This is a genomic window from Lederbergia lenta NBRC 16444 (genome assembly GCF_001591545.1).
GTDB classification, from domain to species: domain Bacteria; phylum Bacillota; class Bacilli; order Bacillales; family Bacillaceae_C; genus Lederbergia; species Lederbergia lenta.
The window spans coordinates 17,411-44,003 of sequence record NZ_BCVC01000006.1 but is presented as its reverse complement, the minus strand read 5'-3'; the positions used below and the strand labels follow the sequence as shown (position 1 = coordinate 44,003).

25 protein-coding genes are annotated in these 26,593 nt (G+C 36.8%); 2 read left to right on the top strand and 23 right to left on the bottom strand.

Features of this window, described 5'->3' with window-relative positions; all coding sequences use genetic code 11:
• Positions 1 to 228 precede the first annotated feature (228 nt).
• The 17 genes from rhaA to BLE01S_RS15965 form a co-directional block, all read right to left on the bottom strand.
• The gene (gene rhaA, locus BLE01S_RS16045) at positions 229 to 1,485 is read right to left on the bottom strand and encodes an L-rhamnose isomerase (RefSeq protein WP_066144676.1); all 1,257 of its coding nucleotides are present in this window, start codon (positions 1,483 to 1,485) and stop codon (positions 229 to 231) included.
• 14 nt (positions 1,486 to 1,499) lie between these two features.
• Positions 1,500 to 2,906, bottom strand: coding sequence for a rhamnulokinase (gene rhaB / locus BLE01S_RS16040; protein WP_066144673.1), 1,407 nt, complete (start codon positions 2,904 to 2,906; stop codon positions 1,500 to 1,502).
• An 81-nt stretch (positions 2,907 to 2,987) separates the two neighbouring features.
• Positions 2,988 to 4,313, bottom strand: coding sequence for an MFS transporter (locus BLE01S_RS16035; protein ID WP_066144671.1), 1,326 nt, complete (start codon positions 4,311 to 4,313; stop codon positions 2,988 to 2,990).
• A 30-nt stretch (positions 4,314 to 4,343) separates the two neighbouring features.
• Positions 4,344 to 4,658 (bottom strand): L-rhamnose mutarotase, encoded by a 315-nt coding sequence (gene rhaM, locus BLE01S_RS16030; protein WP_066144668.1) that lies wholly within the window; start codon positions 4,656 to 4,658, stop codon positions 4,344 to 4,346.
• Between the two features lie 759 nt (positions 4,659 to 5,417).
• Entirely contained in the window at positions 5,418 to 6,779 is a 1,362-nt protein-coding gene (gene dnaB / locus BLE01S_RS16025; protein ID WP_066144665.1) for a replicative DNA helicase, read from the bottom strand.
• Positions 6,780 to 6,961: 182 nt separating this feature from the next.
• Positions 6,962 to 7,411 (bottom strand): 50S ribosomal protein L9, encoded by a 450-nt coding sequence (rplI, locus tag BLE01S_RS16020; protein ID WP_066144662.1) that lies wholly within the window; start codon positions 7,409 to 7,411, stop codon positions 6,962 to 6,964.
• Positions 7,408 to 9,381 carry a DHH family phosphoesterase gene (locus tag BLE01S_RS16015; protein ID WP_066144904.1) on the bottom strand — a complete coding sequence of 658 codons (1,974 nt, stop codon included), beginning with the start codon at positions 9,379 to 9,381 and terminating at the stop codon, positions 7,408 to 7,410. The genes rplI and BLE01S_RS16015 overlap by 4 nt, the downstream gene beginning before the upstream one ends.
• Before the next feature lie 16 nt (positions 9,382 to 9,397).
• Positions 9,398 to 10,336, bottom strand: coding sequence for a YybS family protein (locus BLE01S_RS16010; protein WP_066144660.1), 939 nt, complete (start codon positions 10,334 to 10,336; stop codon positions 9,398 to 9,400).
• 139 nt (positions 10,337 to 10,475) lie between these two features.
• The gene (locus BLE01S_RS16005) at positions 10,476 to 12,479 is read right to left on the bottom strand and encodes a methyl-accepting chemotaxis protein (RefSeq protein WP_066144654.1); all 2,004 of its coding nucleotides are present in this window, start codon (positions 12,477 to 12,479) and stop codon (positions 10,476 to 10,478) included.
• Positions 12,480 to 12,674: 195 nt separating this feature from the next.
• Complete coding sequence (rpsR, locus tag BLE01S_RS16000; RefSeq protein WP_066144651.1) at positions 12,675 to 12,911, bottom strand: 30S ribosomal protein S18; 237 nt, start codon at positions 12,909 to 12,911, stop codon at positions 12,675 to 12,677.
• 127 nt (positions 12,912 to 13,038) lie between these two features.
• Positions 13,039 to 13,551: a single-stranded DNA-binding protein gene (gene ssb / locus BLE01S_RS15995; RefSeq protein WP_066144648.1), complete on the bottom strand. Its 513-nt coding sequence runs from the start codon at positions 13,549 to 13,551 to the stop codon at positions 13,039 to 13,041.
• A gap of 59 nt (positions 13,552 to 13,610) precedes the next feature.
• Positions 13,611 to 13,898 (bottom strand): 30S ribosomal protein S6, encoded by a 288-nt coding sequence (gene rpsF / locus BLE01S_RS15990; RefSeq protein ID WP_066144644.1) that lies wholly within the window; start codon positions 13,896 to 13,898, stop codon positions 13,611 to 13,613.
• A 204-nt stretch (positions 13,899 to 14,102) separates the two neighbouring features.
• Positions 14,103 to 14,453, bottom strand: a complete 351-nt coding sequence (locus tag BLE01S_RS15985; protein WP_066144642.1) for a DUF378 domain-containing protein — start codon at positions 14,451 to 14,453, stop codon at positions 14,103 to 14,105.
• Between the two features lie 169 nt (positions 14,454 to 14,622).
• Entirely contained in the window at positions 14,623 to 15,759 is a 1,137-nt protein-coding gene (locus tag BLE01S_RS15980; protein ID WP_066144639.1) for a thiolase family protein, read from the bottom strand.
• A 454-nt stretch (positions 15,760 to 16,213) separates the two neighbouring features.
• Positions 16,214 to 17,314 (bottom strand): redox-regulated ATPase YchF, encoded by a 1,101-nt coding sequence (gene ychF, locus BLE01S_RS15975; protein ID WP_066144635.1) that lies wholly within the window; start codon positions 17,312 to 17,314, stop codon positions 16,214 to 16,216.
• 271 nt (positions 17,315 to 17,585) lie between these two features.
• Positions 17,586 to 17,783 (bottom strand): DUF951 domain-containing protein, encoded by a 198-nt coding sequence (locus tag BLE01S_RS15970; protein ID WP_066144632.1) that lies wholly within the window; start codon positions 17,781 to 17,783, stop codon positions 17,586 to 17,588.
• A gap of 3 nt (positions 17,784 to 17,786) precedes the next feature.
• Positions 17,787 to 18,641: a mechanosensitive ion channel family protein gene (locus tag BLE01S_RS15965; protein WP_066144629.1), complete on the bottom strand. Its 855-nt coding sequence runs from the start codon at positions 18,639 to 18,641 to the stop codon at positions 17,787 to 17,789.
• Between the two features lie 162 nt (positions 18,642 to 18,803).
• Here BLE01S_RS15965 and yyaC point away from each other — a divergent pair, with 162 nt between their 5' ends.
• Together yyaC and BLE01S_RS15955 are read left to right on the top strand one after the other, a co-directional pair.
• Positions 18,804 to 19,433: a spore protease YyaC gene (yyaC, locus tag BLE01S_RS15960; protein WP_066144627.1), complete on the top strand. Its 630-nt coding sequence runs from the start codon at positions 18,804 to 18,806 to the stop codon at positions 19,431 to 19,433.
• 127 nt (positions 19,434 to 19,560) lie between these two features.
• The gene (locus BLE01S_RS15955) at positions 19,561 to 20,148 is read left to right on the top strand and encodes a hypothetical protein (protein ID WP_066144624.1); all 588 of its coding nucleotides are present in this window, start codon (positions 19,561 to 19,563) and stop codon (positions 20,146 to 20,148) included.
• 76 nt (positions 20,149 to 20,224) lie between these two features.
• Here the strand turns inward: BLE01S_RS15955 and BLE01S_RS15950 are convergent, their stop codons facing one another.
• The 6 genes from BLE01S_RS15950 to mnmG all read right to left on the bottom strand — a co-directional run bounded on the left by BLE01S_RS15950 (position 20,225) and on the right by mnmG (position 26,503).
• Positions 20,225 to 20,938 carry a DUF554 domain-containing protein gene (locus BLE01S_RS15950; protein ID WP_066144622.1) on the bottom strand — a complete coding sequence of 238 codons (714 nt, stop codon included), beginning with the start codon at positions 20,936 to 20,938 and terminating at the stop codon, positions 20,225 to 20,227.
• A 179-nt stretch (positions 20,939 to 21,117) separates the two neighbouring features.
• Positions 21,118 to 21,957 carry a ParB/RepB/Spo0J family partition protein gene (locus tag BLE01S_RS15945; RefSeq protein ID WP_066144620.1) on the bottom strand — a complete coding sequence of 280 codons (840 nt, stop codon included), beginning with the start codon at positions 21,955 to 21,957 and terminating at the stop codon, positions 21,118 to 21,120.
• Positions 21,950 to 22,711 carry a ParA family protein gene (locus tag BLE01S_RS15940; RefSeq protein WP_066144617.1) on the bottom strand — a complete coding sequence of 254 codons (762 nt, stop codon included), beginning with the start codon at positions 22,709 to 22,711 and terminating at the stop codon, positions 21,950 to 21,952. The genes BLE01S_RS15945 and BLE01S_RS15940 overlap by 8 nt, the downstream gene beginning before the upstream one ends.
• Positions 22,712 to 22,913: 202 nt before the next feature.
• Positions 22,914 to 23,768, bottom strand: coding sequence for a nucleoid occlusion protein (gene noc, locus BLE01S_RS15935; protein WP_066144614.1), 855 nt, complete (start codon positions 23,766 to 23,768; stop codon positions 22,914 to 22,916).
• 105 nt (positions 23,769 to 23,873) lie between these two features.
• Positions 23,874 to 24,590, bottom strand: a complete 717-nt coding sequence (gene rsmG, locus BLE01S_RS15930; RefSeq protein WP_066144611.1) for a 16S rRNA (guanine(527)-N(7))-methyltransferase RsmG — start codon at positions 24,588 to 24,590, stop codon at positions 23,874 to 23,876.
• A 17-nt stretch (positions 24,591 to 24,607) separates the two neighbouring features.
• Entirely contained in the window at positions 24,608 to 26,503 is a 1,896-nt protein-coding gene (gene mnmG, locus BLE01S_RS15925; protein ID WP_066144608.1) for a tRNA uridine-5-carboxymethylaminomethyl(34) synthesis enzyme MnmG, read from the bottom strand.
• Positions 26,504 to 26,593: the final 90 nt, after the last annotated feature.

The following is a 26,593-nucleotide window of genomic DNA, read 5'->3' as shown; positions in this document are numbered from 1 at the left end:
TACTTCAACCACCCATTATTAATAAATCGAGCATGTAGTATTGAAAAAGGGCTTTCATTTGTTTTTAGTATACATTGAATACAAATTAAAAACAACATAAAACAACACAAAAACTTTTGTTTATGTTTGAATTTATTGTTTTACAAATTATAAATCACCAAAAAGCAAGTGAATCATCATTGTTTTCATTGACTCACTCGCTATTTGATTATATAAAACTATTCATTTTTATTTTCTCTTAGATAGTACTGTTTCTTCATATTCTTTGACCTCATCTAACCAATTTTCCCTTACAGGTACTCCCATTTCATCACAGTAGTGATCCCAAATTGCGCCAAATGGATATGTTTTTAATTCTTCCATTAGGGCTAGTCTTTCTGTAAAGTTTCCTTCTTCTTGTAATTGCTTTAAATACTCATTTGGCGTAAGCATCGCATATAATAACGCTTTTATCATATTACGTGTCCCTATTGTCCAAGCCGCCACTCGATTAATACTTGCATCAAAAAAATCGAGTCCAATCCTTACTTTATCTATTGCATCATTTCGTACAATTTCCAAGCCTATTTCACGTAACTCATCATCTAAAATAACAACATGGTCGCTATCCCATCTAACTGGTCTGGATACATGCAAGGCCAATTGGTCACTATATAGAAGCATCGATGAGATTTTATTAGAAATAACTTCAGTTGGATGATAATGACCGCTATCTAATAAACATAATTTATTATTTTTTAATGCATATCCCATATAGAATTCATGTGACCCAACAACATAAGCTTCTGATCCGATACCAAATAACTTACTTTCCACCGCATCAACATTATATTTTTCATCAATTTCAACAGAAAAAACCTCATCTAATGACTCTTTTAATCGTTTTCTCGGCGTTAATCTATCACTTGGAATATCTTTATAACCATCAGGAATCCAAACATTGGTTAATGTCGGTGAACCTAATTCTTTCCCCATGTATTCGGCAATTTTTCGGCTTGCAATCGTATGTCTAATCCAAAAATCTCTAATATCCTTATTTGGATGAGACAAAGTTAAGCCATCCTCCGCTTTTTCATGGGAAAACAGCGTCGGATTAAAATCTAACCCCAAACCTTGTTCCTTTGCCCAATTCACCCAGTTTGCAAAATGCTTTGGTTCAATTTCATCTCTATCTACAACTTCTCCATCTGTCTCTGCATAAATCGCATGTAAGTTGACACGATGTTGGCCAGGAATAAGTGACAAGGCCTTTTCTAAGTCACTTCTCAGCTCCTCAGGCGTAGTTGCTTTCCCCGGATAGTTTCCTGTAACATCAATTCCACCTGATAATTCCTGACGATTGACTTCAAATCCTCCAATATCATCTCCCTGCCAACAATGAATGGAGATAGGAATATTCCGAAGCTTTCCTAGCACCTCTTCAACATCTATTCCCCATTTTTCATATAGTGTCTTTGCATATTCATAATTTTCTTTGCTCATCATACTAATCCCTCCAATTAATCCTTTTTTGTAAATGCATTCATTTCAAAAGATTGCTTCACTATCTTTCTAGCATCACTTAAATCAGCGATCTCACCAAGAGCTATTAATTGCGAGACAATATTTCCTATTGCCGTAGCCTCGATAGGCCCAGCTAACACTTTCTTTTTAGTCGCATCAGCAATGAGCTGGTTTAACATATTATTTTGTGAACCGCCACCAATAATATTTATGGTTTTAAATTCCCTTTCATATATTTCTTCTATTTCCTGTATCGCACCCTGATAGCTATCAACCAAACTAGTAAACACACATTTTGCTACTTGTCCCGGAGTTCTTGGAACAGCTTGATCCGTTTCCTCACAATACTTTTGAATTTCTTCAATCATATTTTTTGGCTTAAGGAATCGATCCTCATCCACATTCACTTTCGAGTTAAAAGTCGTTTCTTGTTTAGCCAATTCGGAAAACTCTGCAAAAGAATACTCATCATTATAATTTCGTTTTACTTCTTGAATCATCCATAGCCCCATAATATTTTTCAAGAATCTATACCGATAATCAAATCCACCTTCATTTGTGAAATTATAATCCAATGCTTTTGTAATACAAATGGGAAAACCATTTTCCACACCAATTAAAGACCATGTACCAGAGCTAATATAGATCGTGTCATTCAACTCTGGGACAGCTACTACTGCCGAGCCTGTATCATGTGTTGCTGGCAGTAAAACTTCCATATCAAAACCGAGTTCACTAACAAGCTCTCGTTTTAAATTTCCTATTGATGATTTAGGGGGCAACATTTCTAGAAACATATCTTGATTAATACCAATTTGTTCTATTAATTCTCCATCCCATTTCTTCGTAAACGCATTCACTAATTGCGTTGTCGTTGCATTGGTGTATTCATTTACTTTCCTTCCAGTTAATAAATAATTAAGATAGTCTGGAACCATAAGAAAAGACCGAGCCTTTTCTAAAATCTCTGGGTTACTTTTTTTCAGCGCATACAGTTGATAAATGGTATTAAACTTTTGAAATTGAATCCCAGTTTCTAAATACAGTCGCTCTTTACTAATAATAGAGAAAACTTCTTCCATCATTCCATCTGTTCTTGGATCACGATAGGCGACGGCGTCAGTCAGCAATTCATCATTTTCATCTAACAATACGAAATCCACAGCCCAAGTATCGATACCAATACTTACTGGTTTTAGCCCACTTTCTTTCGTCTTGTGAATACCCCTCTTCATCTCTGTAAAAAGGGAGTCCAAGTCCCAGCAAAAGTAATGTCCCTTTTGAGTTATTTTATTTTCAAATCGATGGATCACATCAAGTTTTAATTGACCATTTTCCATGTACCCGGCAATCACCCTGCCACTAGATGCCCCTATATCCACTGCTAAGCTACATTTACTCATCGTAATAGCCCCCAAAAACATTTTATTACTAAATATCATTGTTATACTTCATCAAGACTGTAGACATTCATATTGGTTACTCTAATTAGAATGGCTTATTAGTACATCATCTGTATCTTGTTCAGTACCATAACGTTCTTCTTCGATTTCTTTTAGTGATTTACCTTGTGTTTTAGGTGCTAGGGCAATTCCAATAATTGCATGAATGACTAAAAAGGTAATCATGACGATTCCTGCTATTTTAAATCCTAAAGTCATCATTATTGTTGGCAATACGAAAGACCAGATTGCAATACCAGTGCGTACCAAGAAAAACATTAGTCCTTGTGCACTAGCTCGATAGCGAGTTGGGAATAATTCACTTGTCCATAACGCATAAAAGGCTTGGGCTCCGATACCGGCAGCTGATCCCCATAAAATAACAAATGCAATGAGTGTTGGCCAGGTCATTGGCATAAAGGTTAAGATAATCCAAGCTACGACCCCCATCACTGCTCCTATACCAAACATCATTCGCCTACTGTATTTATCTCCTAACTTCATGAAAATAAAGTAAGTTGCTATTACTGTGAACATCCATAAAAATGCCTGAAGTAAATTTGCTTGTAGTGTACTTATACCACCCACATTTTCGTAGATATAAGGCATGAAATAACCCATAGCTCCTGAAGTCAGATTCCAAAATAAGTAAATACCGATAAGTAAAAATAAAGATTGACGGTTAGGTCTAAGTTTAAATAGTTCTTTTAATACACTTACTTGTATTTTACCTTGTGCAAGCTCTTTTTTCTCTTGTTCCTTTTGTTCTTCCCACATTTTTGATTCGCCGATCCCTCTTCTTATATACCAAGTAATGAAGGCAATAATGAGTAAATGAAGGAAGATAATTCTAGATCCCAGTAATCCAAGTGGTGCTAATAATACCGCTAAGAAGAATGTAATCATTGGGCCAATTGACCAAGCTAACTGCGCCGTACCAACATGTGCGGCACGTTTTCCTTCTGGCGATTCCTCAGCAATAAATGTCCAGGAAACAGGCACTCCCGCTCCAACTGCAATTCCCGTAATAACAGTTCCAATTAATAGCATTGGAAAATTAAATGAAAGGGCAATTAAGAGAACACCAATCATATAAACCAATAAATCATAGTTAAAAATAACCTTTCTCCCATACTTATCCGTTAATGGACCACCTATTAAAGCTCCAATAGCAGCACCAAAGGCGTTTGCACTTAGAGCGCTTAATAAACCGACGCCCATATTATCAATATTAAGATATGCCTGCCAAAGAGTTAAACTACTTGCGGCAGCAATAATCGAACCTGCTTCAATATAATTTGCCATCGCTATAGCAATCGTTGCTTTCCAACCAGTTACGTTTTTTGCACCAAATTTCTTCTTTGTCATTTCTGTTCCCCCCTGCTAGCACAACCGCTGTTAATCCATATGAAAAACTTGCTTTAAGCTCTTAGAAACCGGACTATTATCTGTATTCGTTTTCATTACAGGCTTCATGAAGTCCCACCACTTTTGATTAATATCTGTAGCAGACATCTTATTCCACTTTTCTTCATTCTCGATCTCCACATAACCAAAAAGTTGATTCGTCTCTTTGTCTAAAAAAATGGAATAATTACTTGCCCCATGATGATGTAATGCATCAACCATCTCAGGCCAAATCTCATTATGACGTTTCTCATATTCCTCATGTTTATCTGGATAAACTGTCATAACAAAAGCTTTTCTAATCATCTACATCCAACCTTCCTATTTGTATTATATGGATAACTCGAATGTTATCGTTTACATCAAAGTTGTTAGTATATACTTTAAATCTATTTATCTTTTAAGTCAACACAAAACAACACAAAGAAAAACAAACAAAGCGTTTTACTGTGTTTGTTTACTACTTATCTATGTGAAAAATTTTAAATTACTTTTGTATTTCTGTATTTATAATGCATATCGTTAATACTTATACTCTTTTTGATGTCTTACGATTAGAAAAACACCCTGCTTTTTAAAATTCACCGATAGATTGCTAGGGTTGTGCGGTGACAGCACTTGGGACATAATGCAAAGCACATGGTGGAACTGTTTATTTAAAAAGAATTTATTGAAAAATAATCGATTTAACAAAGGAATATGGGGACTTTCAAGTACTTGTGTCGTTTCGAAGAATTGAAAAACCATGTCAGTGGGAATTATCGTAACACAACAGAAGATGGAGGAAATCCTTTATTTCATGGTGATGTCAATGAATACACCGCGTGCAAAAAAACAATTAAAAAAGCAACCTCAGAGTAAGCATCATAAGGTTGCGATAATTGCATATGTGAATAGGATGAAAATTGCTCTTTTCGCCTTATTCCACACAGTATCATCTAGATTATCAATTAGCTAATCCTAATTCGTAAGAAGATAACTCAACTATGGCAAAAAGAAAACCAAGTTGATTGAAGCGTAAGGAGGAATTTTCATGGTCCTCAATGTTTAAGATATTTCCATTCTTTAAGCCCCCGAAGGAACGGCAGAATCATCATATCTATATTCAAGATTAACGAATTTATTATATTCTTTTACGAATGCGAGCGACACAGTGCCAACTGGACCATTACGCTGTTTCGCAATAATGATTTCAATAATGTTTTTATTCTCTGATTCCTGGTCGTAATAGTCGTCACGATAAAGAAACGCAACGATATCCGCATCCTGCTCAATACTTCCTGACTCACGAATATCCGACATCATTGGCCGTTTATCCTGGCGTTGCTCCACACCACGGGAAAGCTGAGAGAGCGCGATAACAGGCACTTCTAATTCACGAGCTAATCCTTTTAACATACGGGAAATTTCTGAAACCTCTTGTTGACGGTTCTCTTTAGAATTTCCACTACCTTGGATGAGTTGTAAATAATCGATTAGAATCATTCCAAGACCGTGCTCTTGCTTCAAACGTCTACACTTAGAACGAATTTCTCCAATTCTAATACCTGGTGTATCATCTATGAAAATACCCGAATTAGATAGACTTCCCATTGCCATCGTTAACTTTTTCCAGTCATCATCTGTCAAGGACCCAGTTCTTAGGTTTTGGGCATCGATATTACCTTCGGCGCAAAGCATCCTCATCACAAGCTGCTCTGCCCCCATTTCCAAACTGAAAATCGCAACGTTTTCTCCCGTTTTCGTCCCAACGTTTTGTGCAATATTAAGCGCAAATGCCGTTTTACCAACAGATGGACGTGCAGCAACGATAATTAAGTCGTTTCGCTGAAAACCAGCTGTCATTCGGTCAAGTTCGCTAAATCCAGTTGGAATACCGGTTACGTCTCCCTTTTGATTATGCAAAAGTTCTATATTATCATATGCACGAACAAGTACATCTTTAATATTATGAAAGGCTCCTGAGTTTTTACGTTGAGCGACTTCCATGATTTGCTTTTCCGCTTCATCAAGAAGTTCATTTACCTCGTCTTCTCGAGTAAAGCCATCTGTTGCTATATTAGTAGCCGTTCTAATTAATCGGCGCAATAATGATTTTTCTTCAACTATTCTAGCATAATAACCAATATTGGCTGCTGTTGGAACAGAAACTGAAATTTCACTTAAATAAGAAACTCCACCAACGTCTTCTAGCATTTTGGCTGCTGATAGTTCTTCTGTGACCGTAACTAAATCCACAGCTTTTCCCATCTCATTCAGCCTTAACATCACTTCGTATATCTTTTGATGTGCACTACGATAAAAATCTTCCGGTATAAGTATCTCAGATGCAAGGATTAAAGCAGCTGGTTCTAAAAAAATCGCACCTATAACTGCTTGTTCCGCTTCTATATTTTGAGGCGGTGTTCGATCCAGCATATCACTCATACTATTCCACCTCCGCTATTGCTCAAGGAACATCGGCTAAAGGGGCATACATCGTATTAGCTTGCCGATGTGACCCGCATTTTACGAGCCCCATATAAAAAATGTGACCGGCCTGAACCGTATCACATTTCATTTGTTAACTCTATTCTATCATGGAATCTGCTTATTAAGTTATAAAATCTTTAGTTTCCTTCTTTTACATGTACATCTACTGTTGCAGTAACATCTTGATGAAGTTTTAGAGGAACCTTCGTAACACCCAATGAACGGATAGCGTCATCTAGAACAATTTTTCTTTTATCTACTTTAATTTTATGTGTTTTTTTGAGCTCATCTGCGATTTGCTTACTTGTAATTGAGCCGAATAAACGCCCACCTTCACCAGATTTAGCTGTTAATTCTACTGTCAGACTTTCAATCTTTTCCTTCAATTGCTTCGCTTCTGTTACTTCTTCTGCTGCTGCCTGTTGCTCTTTTTTCTTTTGATTATCTAAAGATTTCATATTTCCAGGCGTCGCCTCTACCGCAAGCCCTTGTTTAATCAAAAAGTTCTGTGCATAACCTACAGCTACATCTTTTACTTCCCCTTTTTTTCCTCTACCTTTAACATCTTTTAAGAAAATAACTTTCATGATTCCTGACTCCCTTCCAAATAATCATCTAATGTTTGTTTTAATTTTAACTCTACTTCAATTACTTTCATTCCTTGTATTTGGACAGCGGCATTAGATAAATGTCCGCCACCTCCAAGTGCTTCCATAATCACTTGAACATTAACCTCTCCTAGCGATCGAGCACTAATACCTACTATATCATCTTCCCGCTTAGAAATAACAAATGATGCGGAAACTCCATCCATTGTCAGCAACGCATCAGCGGCTTGTGCAGTAACAACAGGGTTATAAACTTCATCCTCTGTCCCAGTTGCAATAGCGATGCCTACATTGTAAAACTCTACTGTTTCAATTAACTTAGAGCGCTTTATATATGTCTCAACGTCTTCTTTTAAGAATCTTTGTACCATTACCGTATCAGCACCAAGCGCTCGTAAATAAGATGCTGCATCAAATGTTCTAGATCCTGTTCTCAATGTAAAACTCTTTGTATCTACAATAATACCCGATAATAACGCTGTTGCTTCAAGCGTATTTATTTTCTCGCCTTTTGGTTGATATTCAAGTAACTCTGTTACAAGTTCAGCTGTTGATGAAGCATATGGTTCCATATAAACGAGCAGTGGTTTTTTTATAAAGTCTTCACTTCGACGATGGTGATCGATGACGACAATCCGGTCCGTTTTACCCAAAAGCTTTTCTTCAATCACGAGTGATGGTTTATGCGTATCTACCACAACTAGAAGTGTATTATCCGTCATCAATTCCATTGCCTCCTCTGGTGTAATTAACCAAGAGTATAGCTCGGGATAACCTTTCATTTCTTCAATTAGCCTCTTCACGCTAATATCAAGTTCCGAGAAATCAACCACAATATAGCCTTCACGTTGATTCATCTCAGCTGCTTTTCGAATACCAATAGATGCTCCAATAGCATCCATATCAGGGAATTTATGACCCATCACGATTACCTTATCGCTCTCAATCATTAATTCTTTTAAAGCATGAGAAATCACTCGTGCTCTAACCCTCGTACGCTTTTCCATTGGGTTTGTTTTACCACCATAAAATTTCAGCTTTCCATTAGGCAGTTTCATTGCAACCTGGTCTCCTCCACGCCCTAAAGCTAGATCCAGGCTTGATTGAGCTAATGTACCGAGTTCTGGAAGTGAGGAAACCCCTAATCCTACTCCTATACTTAATGTTAACGAGATATTCTGTTTCACTGTATTTTCACGGACTACATCCAAAATAGAAAACTTATCTTTTTCTAGCTCACGCAAGATTTGCTCATTAAATAATGTAACAAACCGATCTGATGATGTCCTTTTCAGGAAAATGCCATGATCTAGTGCCCAGTTATTTAAAATGGAGGTTACAGTACTATTTAATTCACTTCTTGATTGATCATCCATCCCTTGTGTAGCATCATCATAATTGTCTAAATAAATAATCGCAATGACATTGCGTTCCATTTCATAACGCCTTACTGTTTCAATTTGCTCTGTTACATCAAAGAAATATAAAAGACGTTCTTCCGGTTTAAAATATACCCGGAACTTTCTTTCATTTAAAGTAACAGTTTCAGATTCAATTTCCTGTTTTATAATCGGAAGAATTGGTTCTCCTACATCATATAAAGACCGACCAACGAGGGTATTTTCATTAAAACACGACGCCATAAATGGATTTGTCCATTCAATATAATAATCATCATTAATGAGCATAATTCCAATTGGCATTTCCATCAGTGCTTCTTCGCCGACCTTTTTTACTCTATACGATAAAGTCGAGATATGCTCTTCTACAGATTTAACCATATCGTTCTCAATTTTAATAGCGGCAATGGTTAATGCTATAAGTATGAAAGCTCCAATTATAGCTAGCCACCAATATTTAAAGCCAACATAGACGAGAAGAGCAGCTGACACCGTCAATATGATATATAAAGGATAGCGCATCCTTCGCGATTTTACATAAGAAGGCATACTTTCAACTCCTTCATCATTTTTTTTCAAGGTAACCTCTTAGATTAAATCCTATATCAATTATACCTAACATTCTTACGATAGAAAGGAAGATCGGCAGAATAAAGGTGAAAATCACTGCTAACACAGGTAATACTATTGGCCATTTTTTCAAATGGCTATAGAAAAAGATAAAAGCCAGGCCTTGAATAACTAATAACACTTGTAAAATAAAGGCGCCGTTTATTAATACCATATACATATATGTTCCAGGCTCTGGGTTAACGAGAAGCGTCAAAATCAAAGCGGCTAAATAATACCACAAAATACTTTTTGATACTTTCAATTCTCGAAATGGGCCAAATTTAGGTACCGGTATACCTAATCGTTTAGCAATTGGAAAATTAATAATAATCAATAGTATTACTGTGGAGAAGGCCATAGCAATAAAGAATATTGGAGCCATCGAACTCATTAAGCTAAGCATTTCGTTCATTTGTTCTTGCAACTTTTCTGGTGGATTTTGTCCAAATGATTGCAAGGCGGCTGTATATTGATCCAAAGACGATTTAAATATTTGAGCAATCTCATCGATAAAGTTCACAGAAAAGAATACAGAGGCTATCACAAACAACAGCACTATATTTATGAGAAATGTTATGCTCGAAGCTAAATAAATAATTAATTTACTTTTACCAGTTCTGATTCCATATCCCATAACCATACCAGTCGTACCAAATATAATGGCAATTGGCACCATTATAATATTTCCAATCAAAAGGGTAATGAACACCGCCCCAATCACTAGAATCGCTGTATTTTTCAAAGGATACTTAGCGCTGTACAATAGAAATGGTAGGATTAAAAAAAACTGAGTGACAATCATTACTATCGGCACAAATAAGGAGATAAACAGTAACACGGCAAATATTGCCAGCATCAATGCCCCTTCTGTTAACATTCGGGTATTTTTCACTTTTACACCTCTTCTAGCTTATATATACCTTTTCTATTTTACCGATGATTTGCCCAACGTTCAACTTTACCGCAGTACGATTATCTAAGATAAAACAAAAGAGATGTTTCAAAAGTAGAAACATCTCTCATTGTATCGTTTATATTTTAAAGTGATTGATCGAATCATGCAATTCATGACTCAGATCTGTAAGCTGCTCCGCGGATTTAGCAACTGATTGGATGGCACGTAATTGTTCATCTGTTGAAGCACTAACTTGTTCACAAGCAGCCGCTGTTTCCTCAGAAGTAGCAGCCATTGTTTGAATTGTATTATCTACTTCTTCTTTGTATGAATTTACTCTTTGGACTTCACTAAATACTAAATCAATGGATGTTTGCATTTCCTGAAGTAATTTAGAAATCTCTCCAAAAGTCACCTCTGTATTTTCCACTACAGTTTCTTGTTGTTGGAAATTCTCACTTGTTTCAAGCATTTGCTTGGAAACTTGTTGTGAACCAGATTGTAGTTCTTGAACTGTATTTTTAACTTCTTCAGTTGAGCGAGCTGATTGCTCAGCTAATTTGCGCACTTCTTCTGCGACTACAGCAAACCCTTTTCCTTGCTCCCCTGCTCTGGCAGCCTCAATACTAGCATTCAAAGCAAGTAAGTTTGTTTGTGATGATATTTCAGTTATCGTTTCCATTACAATGCCAATGGCATGTACCTTATGATTCAACTGACCAACCGCAGTCGACATTGTCTGTAAATTACCTTTCCAATCATTGAAAGATGCTTTTAACTGTTGCATTTGTTCTTGGCCAATCGTATTCATTTCATTCACTTGATTAGCTGTTTCTGCCATATTTGTTGTTTTCTCATTAATTTCATTAAGTTGAGCGCCTAATAAATGAGAATTCTCACTAACCTGTTCTGCATCTTCCGCGGACCTTGAAGCACCTTGCGCTATTTCATTCACTGCAATTGCCATTTCTTCACTAGCAGCATTTGTTTCTTCTGATGCCGCACTTAAACTTTCAGCAGACTCCCTGACATTCCCAACCGAATGATTAACCATAGTAATTAAGCTCTTCATATTATCCATCATTAAATTAAAGTTATTTGCCAATTGGCCAAATTCATCTTTTGATTTGATATCTGAACGGACTGTTAAATCTCCTTCAGATACAATATCCATCGATGCCTTTAATTTGTCTAATGGTTTAATAAGCCTAGATATTAAAATATATAATACGAAAAAAGTAATGATTTCAGAAATAAGCATAACCCAGATTAATTTTGTTTGAGTTGCAGTCACTATTTTATCAATTTCTTTTTTATCGTATGAGGCACCAATTTTCCAACCAAAATCCGGTGTGGTTTGAAAAATATTTATTCTATTCTGACCATCAAGTTCATACTCAATTTCACCCGATTCTTGTTCACCGTACATATCTGCAATAAAACGTAGATTAGTCAAGTTTTCCCCTTTATTTACCGGATAGGCGACAGCCATTCCTTCCGCATCAAATATAAACGGATATCCGCCATAAGCAAGATTATTAGCAGAAATTTTCTCCGTCAATGTGTTTAGGTTAATATCCACACCAGTAACACCAACAACTTTGTCATCAGCTACTACTGCTTTCGACGCAGTAATTACGAAATCCCCCGTTGCCTTATCAATGTAGGGGCTAGTCCAATTAACTTGTGCTGTATTTTCCATTGCTATTTGATACCACGTTCTAGTCAGTGGATCAAGATCACTCATATCTGCATATGGGATAATCCTCGTATGCTTATTAGGCAGTGATAAAAATACAGAGGATGATTCTTTATATGTATCAATATACTGACTAAACATATCTTCCAATTCTCCTATAAATAACTTCTCTTGCTTCGGATCATTTAAAGTGTTTACAGCATATTCTCTTAATGTTGCCGAGTTAGATGCCTGTTCTAAACTTCGCTCATATTGACCAAGGAAGTATTGAATAGAGTTATTTAGTTCTCCTACCATTTCTTCACTTTGTTTAATCAAATTCGCCTCTGTACTTTTTTTATTCTGTTGGCCACTAATCATAATAATGGTTGTTGCCATTAGTATCATCAAAATAAACACCGTAACAATAATTTTTGTCTTAACTGACTTAAACATGGACATTTTTGCCCCTCCCATATATTCACTCACAATATATGTTTCGGCAAAAATTAATGAATGTTTAACTAAGTGTAAACAAAACCATTTTTTTCAATTACACCCATAAAACTACTATGCCTGTTTCCCCCTACATAACTTTTTGTAAACAAAAAAGCACAACAGGTTGTATGAGACCATGTTGTGCTTTCGAAAGCATTATTATTCGCCTGTAACAAATGGTAAAAGTGCCATTTGACGAGAGCGTTTAATTGCTGCAGTCAATTTACGTTGATATTTTGCACTTGTTCCAGTTACACGACGTGGAAGAATTTTCCCGCGCTCTGAAACAAATTTCTTTAATAAATCAATATCTTTATAGTCGATGTGTGTAATACCGTTTGATGTGAAAAAACACACTTTACGGCGTTTACGTCCACCTCTGCGTCCACCTGCCATAGAAATAACCTCCCTTTATCTTTTACTTAAGTCCTTCGAAATTACAAGACAGTTTATCTCAGTACTAAAAACCTTACCAGACAATAAATTGTTTTATAATTGTCGAACTGTCATATATGTGTCAAATTTAGAATGGAAGATCGTCATCAGAGATGTCAATTGGTTGTCCATCATTTGAGAAAGGATCTTCATTCGTTCTAGTAAAACTTTGATTACTACGTTGATTCTGATTTTGCCCATAAGGGTTCTCTTGGCCTCTTTGTTCTCCACCATATTGGTTTCCTCCAAAGTTACCACCGCGTTCTTGCGATCCAGCCGCGCTTCTAGGTTCAAGAAATTGAACACTATCTGCCATTACTTCCGTGATATACACACGTTTACCGTCCTGGCCTTCAAAGTTACGCGTTTGGATACGACCGTCAACACCTGCAAGACTACCCTTTTTCAAATAGTTAGCAACGTTTTCTGCCGGTTTACGCCAAATCACACAATTTATGAAGTCAGCTTCCCGCTCCCCCTGTTGATTTGTAAAGGTGCGGTTAACTGCTAACGTAAAATTTGCTACTGCTACACCATTTGGTGTATAGCGCAAATCCGGGTCTTTTGTTAATCGTCCTACTAATACAACTCGGTTCATCATCAGAATCAACCTCTTCTCTATATACTTCTTATAAAATGTTTCACGTGAAACATTTAAGTTTATTTTTCGTCTTTAACAACAATATGACGAATGATATCGCCATTGATCTTCGCAAGACGGTCGAATTCCTGAATAGCTTCAGGCTTTGCATTCGTATGGATTAAACGGTAATATCCATCACGGAAATCGTTGATTTCATATGCAAGTCGACGCTTACCCCAATCTTTTGATTCGATGATTTCCGCACCTTCAGAAGTTAGAATATTATCGAAACGCTCAATAACCGCTGTTTTTGCTTCTTCTTCAATGTTTGGGCGGATAATGTACATGATCTCGTACTTTCTCATCGTTTGTCACCTCCTTATGGACTATGCGGCTCTTTTTGGTGTAAAAGAGCAAGGAGCAATTTTCATTACTCACAATGAGTAATTATAGCATATACACCCAGTATTAGCAATGTCTATGTATACTTTTCTTTTCTTCTTCATCTGTTTAGTATTTTTATTTAAGTAAGCGAAAACCCGGCTGAGAAACTCTCGCCGGGTTTTCGCTTACTTAAATTCTTCGTCTTCGTCTCCATCTTCCATATCTTCATAAGCTTCCATTGAAGGATTATAGAGCTTATCAAGATCAGGATCTTCTGCAAATTCTGTGGCATAACTTGTGTTACTTAAGTTCCTACTTTCTTCCCTATCAGGAACATCTGCTGTGTCAGAATTAAACAGGAGTCCCAGGCAAATAATGCCGCTAATTCCGACTAGAGTGTAAATAAATCTGGCAAAGCCGGAAGTAGTGCCTCCAAATATAGATCCAACTAGATCAAATTGAAATAATCCAATTAAACCCCAGTTAATTGCACCAATAATTACCAAAGCTAACGCAATTCTCCTTAAAGTTTTCAAACAAACACCTCTTTCTTTTTAATCAAATCAAAAGCATAACTTACTAATGATTCCGCTTTAGTTTTCGAAGAAAGAGGAAATTTATAACATGAAATAACTTCCAACCTACTTTTTATTTTTTGTTGCCTAAGATAAATTTATAAATCCCAATCCCATAAAATTGTCTCACTTAGTTTAACCTCTCTATAATCGTTGCATTCGCCATACCAAAACCCTCGCAAATGGCTTGTAAACCAAATCGCTTTTCCGTCCTTTCCAATTCGTGTAAAAGTGTCGTCATGACCCGTGCTCCAGTCGCTCCTAGCGGATGTCCCAATGCTATAGCCCCACCATTAACATTTAACTTCTTCGGGTCAGCTCCAGTTTCTTTTAGCCAGAACAACGGAACTGAAGCAAATGCTTCATTTATTTCAAATAAATCAATAGCAGATAAATCCATATTTGCTTTTTTAAGCACCTTTTCAGTAGCCGAAACGGGGCCTGTTAACATAAGCGTTGGATCTGAACCAACTACAGAACGGGCGACCACTCGAAAACGTGCCTTCAAATTTAACTTTTCCGCTTTCTCCTTTGACATCAGAAGGATCGCCGAAGCTCCATCACTAATTTGACTTGCATTCCCTGCAGTTACATTTCCATTCTTTAAAAAGGGAGGTTCTAGCCCAGCAAGTATCTCCATTGATGTATTCTCTCTCGGCCCCTCATCCTTTTGTATGTTGGAATTCCCAATCATAACAGGCATAATCTCCCGATCAAATCTTCCTTCTTTCATGGCTGCAATCGCCTTTTTATGACTTTGTAAAGAAAATTGGTCTAACTCTTTTCTTGTAAAGCCCCATTTTTCTGCGATTCTTTCTGCTGATAAACCTTGATTAATTATCTCGTATTTTTTTGTTAATATCTCACTATGCTTCGCTCCTTGTACATTTGAAAACATTGGTACTTGTGACATACTTTCTACACCACATGCAATCACTACATCCATATCTCCACTTAATATTGCTTGGGAGGCAAAGTGAACTGCTTGCTGACTTGATCCACATTGTCTATCAAGAGTTATGCCAGGTACTTCCTGTGGGAAACCTGCAATAAGAGAAGCAATTCGAGCAATATCCCCTGCTTGTTCTTTTACTTGTGTTACGCATCCGGCGATGACATCATCGATTATAGATGGGTCCATTCCAGTTCTGTTAATGATTTCTTTTAAAACTAATGCAAGTAGCTCATCCGGCCGTATACTACTTAATGCTCCATTCTTTCTTCCAATTGGCGTTCTTACGGCTTCAATAATCACGACTTCTGCCATTTTACTCCTCTCCTATCCTCAAAATAAACGCTATCTATTTGTATGATGAATATTCAAACCTCTTAGTTATCATTCTTTTTGCTTTTTCGTTTTTCCTTTTTTATCATTAGCAAAGTGCATACCGACCTAAAATCTAATGCCATATTTATTTTTATTATAAGTAAAAACTACCTATTGTTCTTCAATTAGGTAAATAGGTAGCAGCTTAAATATTCATTTAAAACTTTCATATAGTGGTTATTCTTCAAAAGCCATTTTAAATCTGGAGTGATTGGGTGCCAAACTTCATTACAGATAAACTCCTAGCCTTATTAGATCGCTTCTTATGACTACAATATTTGGTTTTTTCTTCACACTTTTCATCATCTTTCTCGGCATGATGCCAAGTCCTAGGTTGGATTGTTTAAATCTTAGATGATTATTTACGTAAAAAAAAAGACACCTCTTAGGTGCCTTATACGTTAAAGCGAAAATGGATGACGTCTCCATCTTTCACTAAGTATTCTTTTCCTTCCAGACGTACTTTTCCTGCTTCACGTGCAGCAGCCATTGATCCGCCTGCAAGTAAATCATCATAGGAAACTGTTTCCGCCCGAATAAACCCTTTTTCAAAGTCAGTATGAATGATACCCGCACATTGGGGTGCCTTCATTCCTTGAATGAATGTCCATGCACGTACTTCTTGCACACCAGCGGTGAAATAAGTAGCTAGTCCAAGAAGGTTGTATGTGGCACGAATAAGTAGATCAAGACCAGATTCCTCTATACCAAGTTCTTCAAGAAACATTGCTTTTTCTTCATCATCTAGTTCCGCGATTTCTTCTTCAATTTTTGCACATACGACAATTACTTCAGCATTGTCTTCCTGAGCAAATTGACGAACCTTTTGCACATATTCATTATCTGAAGGATCTGCGATATCATCCTCACTAACATTAGCCGCATACAATACTGGCTTGCTTGTTAAAAGATGCAATCCTTTAACATATTTCATCTGATCTTCACTAAATTCCAATGTACGTGCAGGTTGGTCTGCTTCAAATGCAGTTCTTAATTTATCTAATACTTCAAACTCATACATAGCTTCCTTATCTTTTTGCTTAGCCATCTTTTCGACTCGACCAATCCGTTTCTCAACAGACTCAAGATCAGCAAGAATAAGTTCAAGATTAATTGTATCAATATCATCTAATGGGTCTACTTTGCCTGATACATGTGTAATATTCCCATCATCAAAACAACGAACGACATGACAAATAGCATCGACTTGACGGATATGGGATAGAAACTTATTCCCAAGCCCTTCACCTTTACTAGCACCTTTTACGATTCCCGCTATATCTGTAAACTCAAAAGCTGTTGGTACCGTTTTTTTCGGTTTAACAAGCTCTGTTAATTTTTGCAGTCTATGATCCGGTACTTCCACAATGCCGACATTTGGGTCGATTGTACAGAATGGATAGTTAGCAGCCTCTGCGCCCGCCTTTGTTATTGCATTAAATAATGTAGATTTACCAACGTTCGGCAAACCCACAATACCTGCTGTAAGAGCCATTTCGGTCACTCCTCTTCTTTGGGGTCTAAAAATCGTACCTGTCCCCTTGTTCATCCTTTCATAATTATAGTGAGTCAATACGAAAAGCGCAAGGCGCTCGTTAGGAGAAGGAACGGCTAAGTTCGCCACGTAATGCGGCAACACCGCCCCTCACTCACCACGTACGGACCAACGACAAGTATAAGAAAAGATAGCTAGAAGGTCAGTCTTTCCCTTTCTTGGCAGATTGACTTATAGCCTCGAACGTAGAACTAAACATGAGGTGTCTCGACTATTCCTCTTGTTTTTGTAAAATCTTTTTTATTTTTCTAGCAAATTCTTTACGCGGTAACATGACACTATGGTCACAACCTTCGCATTTTATCCGAATATCCATCCCCATTCTAATAATCTTCCAGCGATTTGTCCCACAAGGATGTGCCTTTTTCATTTCTACAACATCATGAAGATTGAATTCCTTTTTTTCCAATTCCTATTCCTCCTGATGACTTTCCGTATTTTTTATTTCAGGTAGCTGTCTGTCAAGCTCTACTTTCAACTCACGACGAATTTGACGAGCTATATACCAATTTTTCAACGGAATGGTTTCCGCAGTAATTCGAAAGACCACTTCTTCACCATTAAATTGTTCAATACCAAGTAGCTTCGGAGTATCAATAATTTCTTCATATTTTTTTGGCAGAGTAGTTAAAAGCAACTCAATCGCCCTCTCTACTTTATCTAGATCACCTTCATAGTTAATAGTAAAGTCCACTACCGCAGTGCTATTATAAATGGAGTAGTTCGTAACTTCAGTAATGCTTCCATTTGGAATAATATACAATTCCCCTGTCCAATTAAGAACCTTCGTCGTACGTAGACCAATTTCCTCTACTTTACCTTCAAAACTATTTATCTTTACTTCATCACCAACAGAAAACTGATCCTCAAAAATAACAAAGAAACCGGCAATAACATCCTTTACAAGATTCTGCGATCCAAAACCAACAGCCACACCTAGAATCCCTGCACCTGCAAGTATCCCTTTAATATCTATCCCCACTGTCGAAAGTATGGTAACAAAGGCGATAAAATATATAGAATAGGTAATGATATTCTGTAATAATTTTACGAGTGTGTTTTCTCGCCTTTCGGATATCCTCAACCGCGATTTTGTTTTAATTTTTAACATATTTCCGACTGCAGCTTTTCCTACTTTGATAACCACAGAAGCTATGACAAAAATGAGAATGATTTTTAGACCTGTTGAGCCCAATTCAATCCACATTTTTTGATCAAACAATTTATCCCCAAAAGTTGAAGCTGCCTCTTTGACGTTCTTATCCAATGAATTGCCACCTACCTTCTTTATTCCGAGAAATCCAATGTTTATCTATTTTAACAACTTTGTTTTGAAATGCATAGACCGATGCTTAAAATCTTCTTTACTGTGTATAGAATGGAAAATTTCTCCGTATACTGACTAATAGTATAGAAAGGGGCGAAAGAAATGAAATCACATCCTCTTTTTGGTGCACAAGATCAAAATGAAATCAGGGTAAAATTTGATGATAAAGGGTCGAAAGGGACTATCTCTGAAGGTATCGGAACATTACTTCCTTTTAGTAAACATCGCACTATTGGAATCGTCTGTATAGGAACAGATCGATCTACTGGTGATTCTCTAGGTCCTTTAGTAGGGACCTTTCTTAAGGAAGCTGGTTTAAAACGTTTTCAAGTATATGGCACTTTAGAGGACCCGGTTCACGCTGTCAATCTTGAAGAAAAGCTACAACTTATCCATGATACTCATTTTCGACCTTTCATTATTGGAATTGACGCTTGTCTTGGTAAGTTAAATAGTATTGGTTCAATAAAAGTTGGTATAGGTCCTGTCAAACCTGGATCAGCCGTTAATAAAGACCTTACTCCAGTCGGGGATATTCATATAACAGGTATTGTGAATGTTGGCGGTTATATGGAGTTATTTGTTCTTCAAAATACACGTCTTAGTTTAGTAATGAGTATGGCAAAGCAAATTGCCGCTGCCATAATTGAAGCCGATAAAGCTTACTATGAAAATAAAAAATCATATTTGCAATTAGAATGGGATATGGAACGAGAATCGCACATTAAATGATAATGAATCAACCTCATATAAAAGACAGAACTTAATAGGATTTTTTTCTCCATTAGAACGTCACTCTTCCTCACCATCGTTTATAATTGAATAATGAACGTCTATTTTGGAAGGTGAGGTTTTAGAATTGAACCCTATTCTACAATACAATGGCATTGTTTTACTGAATGGCTATGTGCAACGTTTATTTGTTTTTGAGAAAGTCCACTCCTTACTAACACAAACAAACGATAATGCTGAAAAAATGAACAATCTTATTTCCCTCCTTGATACATTAGGAAAGATTGAAACAGACTTTACTCAAACAAAAAAGATTTCAGAAGCAGATGTGGAAGTAACTCAGGCCGTACTGAAAACAACACGCTCACTTATGAAAGAGTATATATGTAACCTTTCATCTGAAGCATCCTTTGATGAGAAGATAGCTATCGCTGCCTCCACTATTTATGCGGAAGAACATATTAACAACGGAGTGATTGAATTAGGTAAATTATTTAATCCAGATATTCTAGATCGCTATATGCAACAAATACCATACCATCAAAATCGAGTAGCCTTAGTTAATCGAATTGTTCATAAGAAAGTAGCAAATGAATTAATAACAGAGAGTGAAACGCAGCAAATAGATAAGTGGTGTTCTGATGTGATCCAGAACAAAGCTGGAATAGATTTAGATTTAAATACGATTCAAAGATTTCTTAAAGGAAAAAGGTAGAAGGTAGTGAGAAGAAAAGCACAATTACTGAGATGGAACTGCTTAAACGCTAGGTCGCATGAATCTAGCGTTTATATTATAAGATTAAATGATATGTATATTTAATCCCAACAAGTATAGTTACAACCAATAGTCCGGGCAATAAGTTGGCTACCCTAATTTTAGTCACCCCTATTAAATTCAAACCGATAGCAACAATCATGATTCCACCTGTCGCTGTCAATTCTAGGATAAACATATCCATTAATACCTTAGGTATAAGGCGGTCAATTTGCGTTGCAAAAATGGCAATCAAGCCTTGGTATAATAACACCGGGATGGCAGAAAAAATGACACCAATTCCTAGAGTTGTTGTTAAAATTAATGCTGTAAAGCCATCTATAACTGCCTTTGTATATAGAACTTGATGATCGCCCCTAATGCCGCTATCAAGCGCCCCGATAATTGCCATTGCTCCAATTACAAAGATCAAAGTCGCAGTAACAAACCCTTGTGCAATACTACCTTTTTCTGAAGGACCAACTTTTCTCTCTAACCACAATCCAAGGGTATTTAATTTATCTTCTAATTGCCACCATTCACCAAGCACCGCTCCAATTACAATACTTAGAATTACAATCAAAAAATTCTCACTTTTAAATCCCATTTGTAAACCTAAAACCATTACTACTAAGCCTATTCCTTGCATTGCTGTCCATTTCATTTTATCCGGAATCCGATGGAGAAACTTCCCTAATATTGTTCCTATAACAATACATAATCCATTTATTATCGTACCTAGAAGCACCATTATCTCACCTATTTATACAAATTACATATCTAAAAGAGCATTTCCGACTAATTATGATGAAAAAGGGTTCGTCATTATTACATATTCTGCATCGAGCAATACCTAATACCCCTGTGTCGTCTACCTCTCCTTTAAAAACATCGAAGTGACCCACATAATTGTGGGTCAGCTTATTCATATTACTCAAGGATTTCTAATATACGTTCGAGATCCTCGTTAGATAAAAATTCTATTTCTATCTTTCCTTTTTTACTAGAACGTTTAATTTTTACTGTCGTGCCAAATTTCTCCCTTAAACTATCTTCATATCCTTTTATAAAAACATCCTTTTTAGGGGGAGCCGCTTTTGTTTCACGTGGAACATTTTCATTCAAATTCTGTATCAGTTTTTCTAATTGCCGAACATTTAAACCTTCTTTCACACTTTTCTCAGCAACAGATTCTAACTTTTCTTTCTGTTTTAAACCGAGCAATGTACGGCCATGCCCCATGGAAAGCTTTCCTTCCGTTATATACAGTTGAATATCTTTTGGTAATGATAATAAACGAACATAATTAGCGATATGTGGGCGGCTTTTACCTAATCTTTTCGCCAATTCTTCTTGCGTTATATGTAGCTTGTCCAATAGAGTTTGATAAGCTGTAGCTTCTTCAATTGGAGTTAAGTCTTCCCTTTGAAGATTTTCTAAAACAGCAAGTTCCATCATTTGGCGATCGTTTAATTCACGAATAACTGCGGGAATTGTTTCTAGCTTAGCGGCTTTAGCAGCTCGATATCGCCGTTCCCCCACTACAATTTCGTAGCCTTTAATATTTTTTCTAATAATAATTGGTTGTAAAATTCCATGTTCTAAAATTGATTTCTTTAATTCCTCAATTGCTTCCGCTTCGAAGACCTTTCTTGGTTGATATGGATTAGGGTTAATTTCAACTATATCCACTTCACGAACGGTTTCTTCTTTACTAACATCCATATTTGCAAATAAAGCATTAATCCCTTTTCCGAGACCTTTAGCCATGTTCAGCCACTTCCTTTGCAAGATCTAAATAAACTTCTGCACCTCTAGACTTTGGATCATATACAATAATCGGTTCGCCATGACTGGGAGCTTCACTTAGTCGAATATTACGAGGTATGATTGTCTGGAATACTTTATTTTGAAAATATTTTTTCACTTCTTGAATAACTTGAAGACCTAAATTAGTTCGTGCATCAAGCATCGTTAATAATACGCCTTCAATCATCAATTCATTATTTAAATGTTTCTGAACTAAACGAACTGTATTTAATAATTGGCTTAAACCTTCTAACGCATAATATTCGCATTGAACAGGAATTAAAACCGAGTCAGATGCAGTTAATGAGTTAAGTGTGAGCAATCCAAGGGATGGAGGACAATCTATTAAAATATAATCATACTCATCTTTGACTTGGTCCACTGCGCGCTTTAGCCGCACTTCTCTTGATATTGTTGGAACTAATTCAATTTCAGCCCCTGCAAGTTGAATCGTTGCTGGAACGACAAAAAAATTTTCTAAGGCCGTCTTTTTAATTACATCTTTCATATCGACGTCATCTACCAATACATCATAAATACATTGGTGGACGTCTCCTTTATCGATCCCAGCCCCGCTAGTCGCATTTCCTTGCGGATCAATATCAATTAGTAGCACTTTCTTTCCAATATATGATAAACAGGCCCCCAAATTAACAGAGGTGGTCGTTTTTCCGACCCCCCCTTTTTGGTTGGCTATGGAAATAACTTTTCCCAACAAAGTCACCTACCTTTTACTTCCTTTAAAAATAACAATCTTATCTTCCTCTATTTTAGCAAACTATTTCCTTTAATTACTGTTTAAAGAAAAAAAAGTTTACTAATATATGTTTTTATATAGAAAAGTGAGAAACTTGCAGAACAAGTTTCTCACTTTTTTCTAAATTTGTCCTACTTGTACTATGCTTTAAAAGTAGGACTTATGCCTTTTTCTTCGGTATTTTAATTGTAATTTGATAAAAGTCCTCAAATTCTTCCTCTTCGGAATCAAGATTAATCCCACTATCGGATACCATAGAAAGTGACTGGCGAATTGTATTCACAGCAATACGCATATCCTTACTGACAGCTTTTCTTCTCGGCTTGCGTTTTGGTGTTTCTGTAGAAAGAAGCTTAACTACCTGCTCTTCCGTTTGTTTCACATTTAAATTCTTTTCGATAATGAGTTCCATTACCTGAATTTGTTTTGCCGGATCTTTTAAAGGAATCAATGCGCGAGCATGGCGCTCGGTTATTCTCTTTTGTAGTAATTCCGCTTGTACCTCTTCTGGCAACTTTAAGAGCCGCAGTTTATTCGCTACGGTTGATTGACCTTTTCCAAGACGTTGTGCCAAAGCCTCTTGAGTTAAATCATGAATTTCTAATAGTTTTCCATATGCCTTCGCTTCCTCAATCGGCGTTAACTCTTCACGTTGAAGATTTTCTATCAATGCAACAGAAGCCGTCTCTGCATCACTTAAATTTTTAATAATTACTGGTACTTCTACCCATCCAAGTAATTGGACAGCACGAAAACGACGTTCTCCCGCAATTATTTCAAATTGACTACCGGCTGATTCTCTCACTACAATCGGTTGAATAATTCCATGTGTATGAATAGTTCTAGCCAGTTCCTCAATTTTTGTTTCATCAAAAATCGTTCTTGGTTGGAATTGGTTTGGAACAATTTCAGATACAGGTATTTTTCTTACTTCTTCCCGCTCGTCTGCCATTTCATTTTCTATCGGCAATTCCTTATCACCCAAACCAAATAAACGAGAGAAAGGATGCTTCATCCTTCTACACCACCTTAATAGAAACTCCCTTTAATACATCATTCTATTTTATTTAGCATTATCCTGCAAAACAACTGCTAATTCCTCATAATTGAGCTAACCAGCTTACTCTAGAGGCATTTTATTTGGCGTTCCAGGTTTTCGGGGATATTTATTAGGTGTTTTTTTGACTTTCTTAATCACGACGATATTACGATCACTATCTTCTATCGGCAGTGTAAAAGAATGAACAGTAGATAATTGTCCCCCAAGTTGCTTGATCGCATGGTCTGCTGCTGTCAATTCCTCTTCAGCATTAGCTGCTTTCATAGCAACAAACTGGCCCCCTTGTTTTACTAATGGTAAACAGAGCTCGCTTAATACGGACATTCTTGCAACGGCTCGCGCCGTTACAATGTCATATTTTTCACGAAACTCTTGCTTTTTGGCAAACGTTTCTGCCCTATCATGATAAAAATGTGTATTTTTTAAACGAAGCTCTTTAGATAAATGTTCTAAAAAAGTAATTCTCTTATTCAATGAATCCACAATAGTAATATCCAAATTGGGATAGCATATTTTCAATGGTATACTAGGAAATCCTGCTCCTGCCCCTACATCACAAAGTTTGATTGGTTGGTTGAAATCTACAAAAAAGGCTGCACTCACCGAATCAAAAAAGTGCTTTAAATATACTTCTTCCTTTTCTGTAATTGCCGTCAAGTTCATTTTTTGGTTCCATTCAACGAGCAATTCAAAATATCGCTCAAATTGTTCAAGCTGTTGAGAGTCGAGGGCAATTCCCTTTTCTTTTAATTTGCCTATAAATAAATCTTTATTCATCTTCAACTCATTCCTTCTTAATCATCTCCAGATACGCGGGCTATTTTTCCTTGTTCTATATAAACAAGCAAGATTGAAATATCTGCAGGATTTACTCCTGCAATTCTTGAAGCCTGAGCAATCGAAAGCGGGCGTACTTCATTAAGCTTATGACGTGCCTCAGTAGCAATCCCATTAATAGCATCATAATCGATATTTTCAGGGATCTTTTTATCTTCTAGTTTTTTTAGTCTTTCCACTTGCTGTAGAGATTTAGTAATATACCCCTCATATTTAACTTGAATTTCCACTTGTTCCGTTACATCTTTAGGTAAAATCTTTTCAGCTGGTATTATTTCATGAATATGTTTATACGACATTTCTGTCCTTTTCAATAAATCCGATGCTCGAATGCCATCTTTTAATTCACTTCCGCCTTCTCGGCGAATAACTTCTTGGGCATGTTCATTCGGTTTTATTATGGTTGAACGAAGACGATTAATTTCCCCTTCTATTGCCGACTTTTTCACTACATATTTATTATAACGTTCTTCTGAAATAAGTCCTATTTCATGGCCGAGTTCAGTCAAACGTAAATCTGCATTATCATGGCGAAGTAACAATCGATATTCTGCTCTTGATGTAAGCAAACGATACGGTTCGTTCGTACCTTTTGTTACAAGATCATCTATTAATACACCAATATAACCATCGGAACGACTTAAAATAACCTCTTTCTTGCCCATTACATTCCTCGCTGCATTAATACCAGCCATAATCCCCTGCGCAGCAGCTTCTTCATATCCTGATGTTCCGTTAATTTGCCCAGCTGTGTATAAGTTTTTAATTTTCTTTGTTTCTAATGTAGGCCATAGCTGAGTAGGAATAATCGCATCATATTCAATCGCATAGCCTGGTCTCATCATCCGAGCATTTTCCAAACCTGGAACAGAAGTGATTAACTCATGCTGGATTTCTTCTGGCATACTCGTAGAAAGTCCTTGTACGTACACTTCATTCGTATTACGGCCTTCAGGTTCAAGAAAAACTTGATGACGTGGTTTATCATGAAAACGAACAACTTTGTCTTCAATAGAAGGACAATAGCGGGCGCCAGTTCCTTTAACCATACCTGAAAACATCGGCGAACGATGCAAGTTTTCATCGATAAGCTGGTGTGTCCGAGCAGTCGTATACGTGAGCCAGCATGGTAATTGATCTGTAATGAATTCCGTTGTTTCATAACTAAATGCCAACGGTTGGTCATCACCGGGTTGAATTTCCGTTTTACTGTAATCAATCGTTTTACTGTTAATCCTTGGCGGCGTACCTGTTTTGAAGCGTTCCATTTGAAAACCTAACTGTGCCAGATGTTCTGATAATTTTATCGATGGTTGTTGATTATTAGGTCCGCTTGAGTATTTCAGTTCTCCTAAAATGATTTCACCACGAAGAAAAGTACCAGTTGTAATGATAACCGACTTCGCCCGATAGACCGCACCTGTTTTCGCAATTACACCTTTACACTCATTTTCCTCTACTATTAATTCATCCACCATTCCTTGAAGTAAAGTAAGGTTTGGTTCATTTTCCAATGTGTTTTTCATTTCATGTTGGTATTGGAATTTATCTGCCTGTGCACGTAATGCTTGTACAGCTGGCCCTTTTCCAGTATTAAGCATACGCATTTGAATATATGTTTTATCTAGATTTTTTGCCATTTCCCCACCAAGGGCATCAATTTCTCTAACGACGACTCCCTTAGCCGGTCCACCAACCGATGGATTACATGGCATAAAAGCGACCATATCAAGATTAAGCGTCAGCATTAATGTATCTGCGCCCATTCTAGCCGCTGCTAAGCCCGCTTCACACCCGGCATGGCCTGCACCTATTACAATAACATCATATTGGCCTGCCTCGTATTGTTTCATAGTTAAATTGAACCTCCTTAAAGTTCTAAAGTAAAAAGTATTTATTTTAATCCCACACAATGTAAGTCCTATCAAATTTGCCACAAGACG

Coding starts and splice junctions, on each gene's coding strand:
- BLE01S_RS16035 (WP_066144671.1), bottom strand. CDS start 4,313: ATGACAAAGAAGAAATTTGGTGCAAAAAACGTAACTGGTTGGAAAGCA.
- rpsR (WP_066144651.1), bottom strand. CDS start 12,911: ATGGCAGGTGGACGCAGAGGTGGACGTAAACGCCGTAAAGTGTGTTTT.
- rsmG (WP_066144611.1), bottom strand. CDS start 24,590: ATGAATAAAGATTTATTTATAGGCAAATTAAAAGAAAAGGGAATTGCC.
- mnmG (WP_066144608.1), bottom strand. CDS start 26,503: ATGAAACAATACGAGGCAGGCCAATATGATGTTATTGTAATAGGTGCA.
- noc (WP_066144614.1), bottom strand. CDS start 23,768: ATGAAGCATCCTTTCTCTCGTTTATTTGGTTTGGGTGATAAGGAATTG.
- rpsF (WP_066144644.1), bottom strand. CDS start 13,898: ATGAGAAAGTACGAGATCATGTACATTATCCGCCCAAACATTGAAGAA.
- rhaB (WP_066144673.1), bottom strand. CDS start 2,906: ATGAGTAAATGTAGCTTAGCAGTGGATATAGGGGCATCTAGTGGCAGG.
- BLE01S_RS16015 (WP_066144904.1), bottom strand. CDS start 9,381: ATGCCTTCTTATGTAAAATCGCGAAGGATGCGCTATCCTTTATATATC.
- BLE01S_RS15950 (WP_066144622.1), bottom strand. CDS start 20,938: ATGGTGCTTCTAGGTACGATAATAAATGGATTATGTATTGTTATAGGA.
- BLE01S_RS16005 (WP_066144654.1), bottom strand. CDS start 12,479: ATGTCCATGTTTAAGTCAGTTAAGACAAAAATTATTGTTACGGTGTTT.
- dnaB (WP_066144665.1), bottom strand. CDS start 6,779: ATGAGTGATATGCTGGATCGAACACCGCCTCAAAATATAGAAGCGGAA.
- rhaA (WP_066144676.1), bottom strand. CDS start 1,485: ATGATGAGCAAAGAAAATTATGAATATGCAAAGACACTATATGAAAAA.
- rplI (WP_066144662.1), bottom strand. CDS start 7,411: ATGAAAGTTATTTTCTTAAAAGATGTTAAAGGTAGAGGAAAAAAAGGG.
- BLE01S_RS15980 (WP_066144639.1), bottom strand. CDS start 15,759: ATGGCAGAAGTCGTGATTATTGAAGCCGTAAGAACGCCAATTGGAAGA.
- ychF (WP_066144635.1), bottom strand. CDS start 17,314: ATGGCTCTTACAGCAGGTATTGTGGGTTTGCCGAACGTTGGTAAATCT.
- rhaM (WP_066144668.1), bottom strand. CDS start 4,658: ATGATTAGAAAAGCTTTTGTTATGACAGTTTATCCAGATAAACATGAG.
- yyaC (WP_066144627.1), top strand. CDS start 18,804: ATGAAATCACATCCTCTTTTTGGTGCACAAGATCAAAATGAAATCAGG.
- BLE01S_RS15945 (WP_066144620.1), bottom strand. CDS start 21,957: ATGGCTAAAGGTCTCGGAAAAGGGATTAATGCTTTATTTGCAAATATG.
- ssb (WP_066144648.1), bottom strand. CDS start 13,551: ATGATGAACCGAGTTGTATTAGTAGGACGATTAACAAAAGACCCGGAT.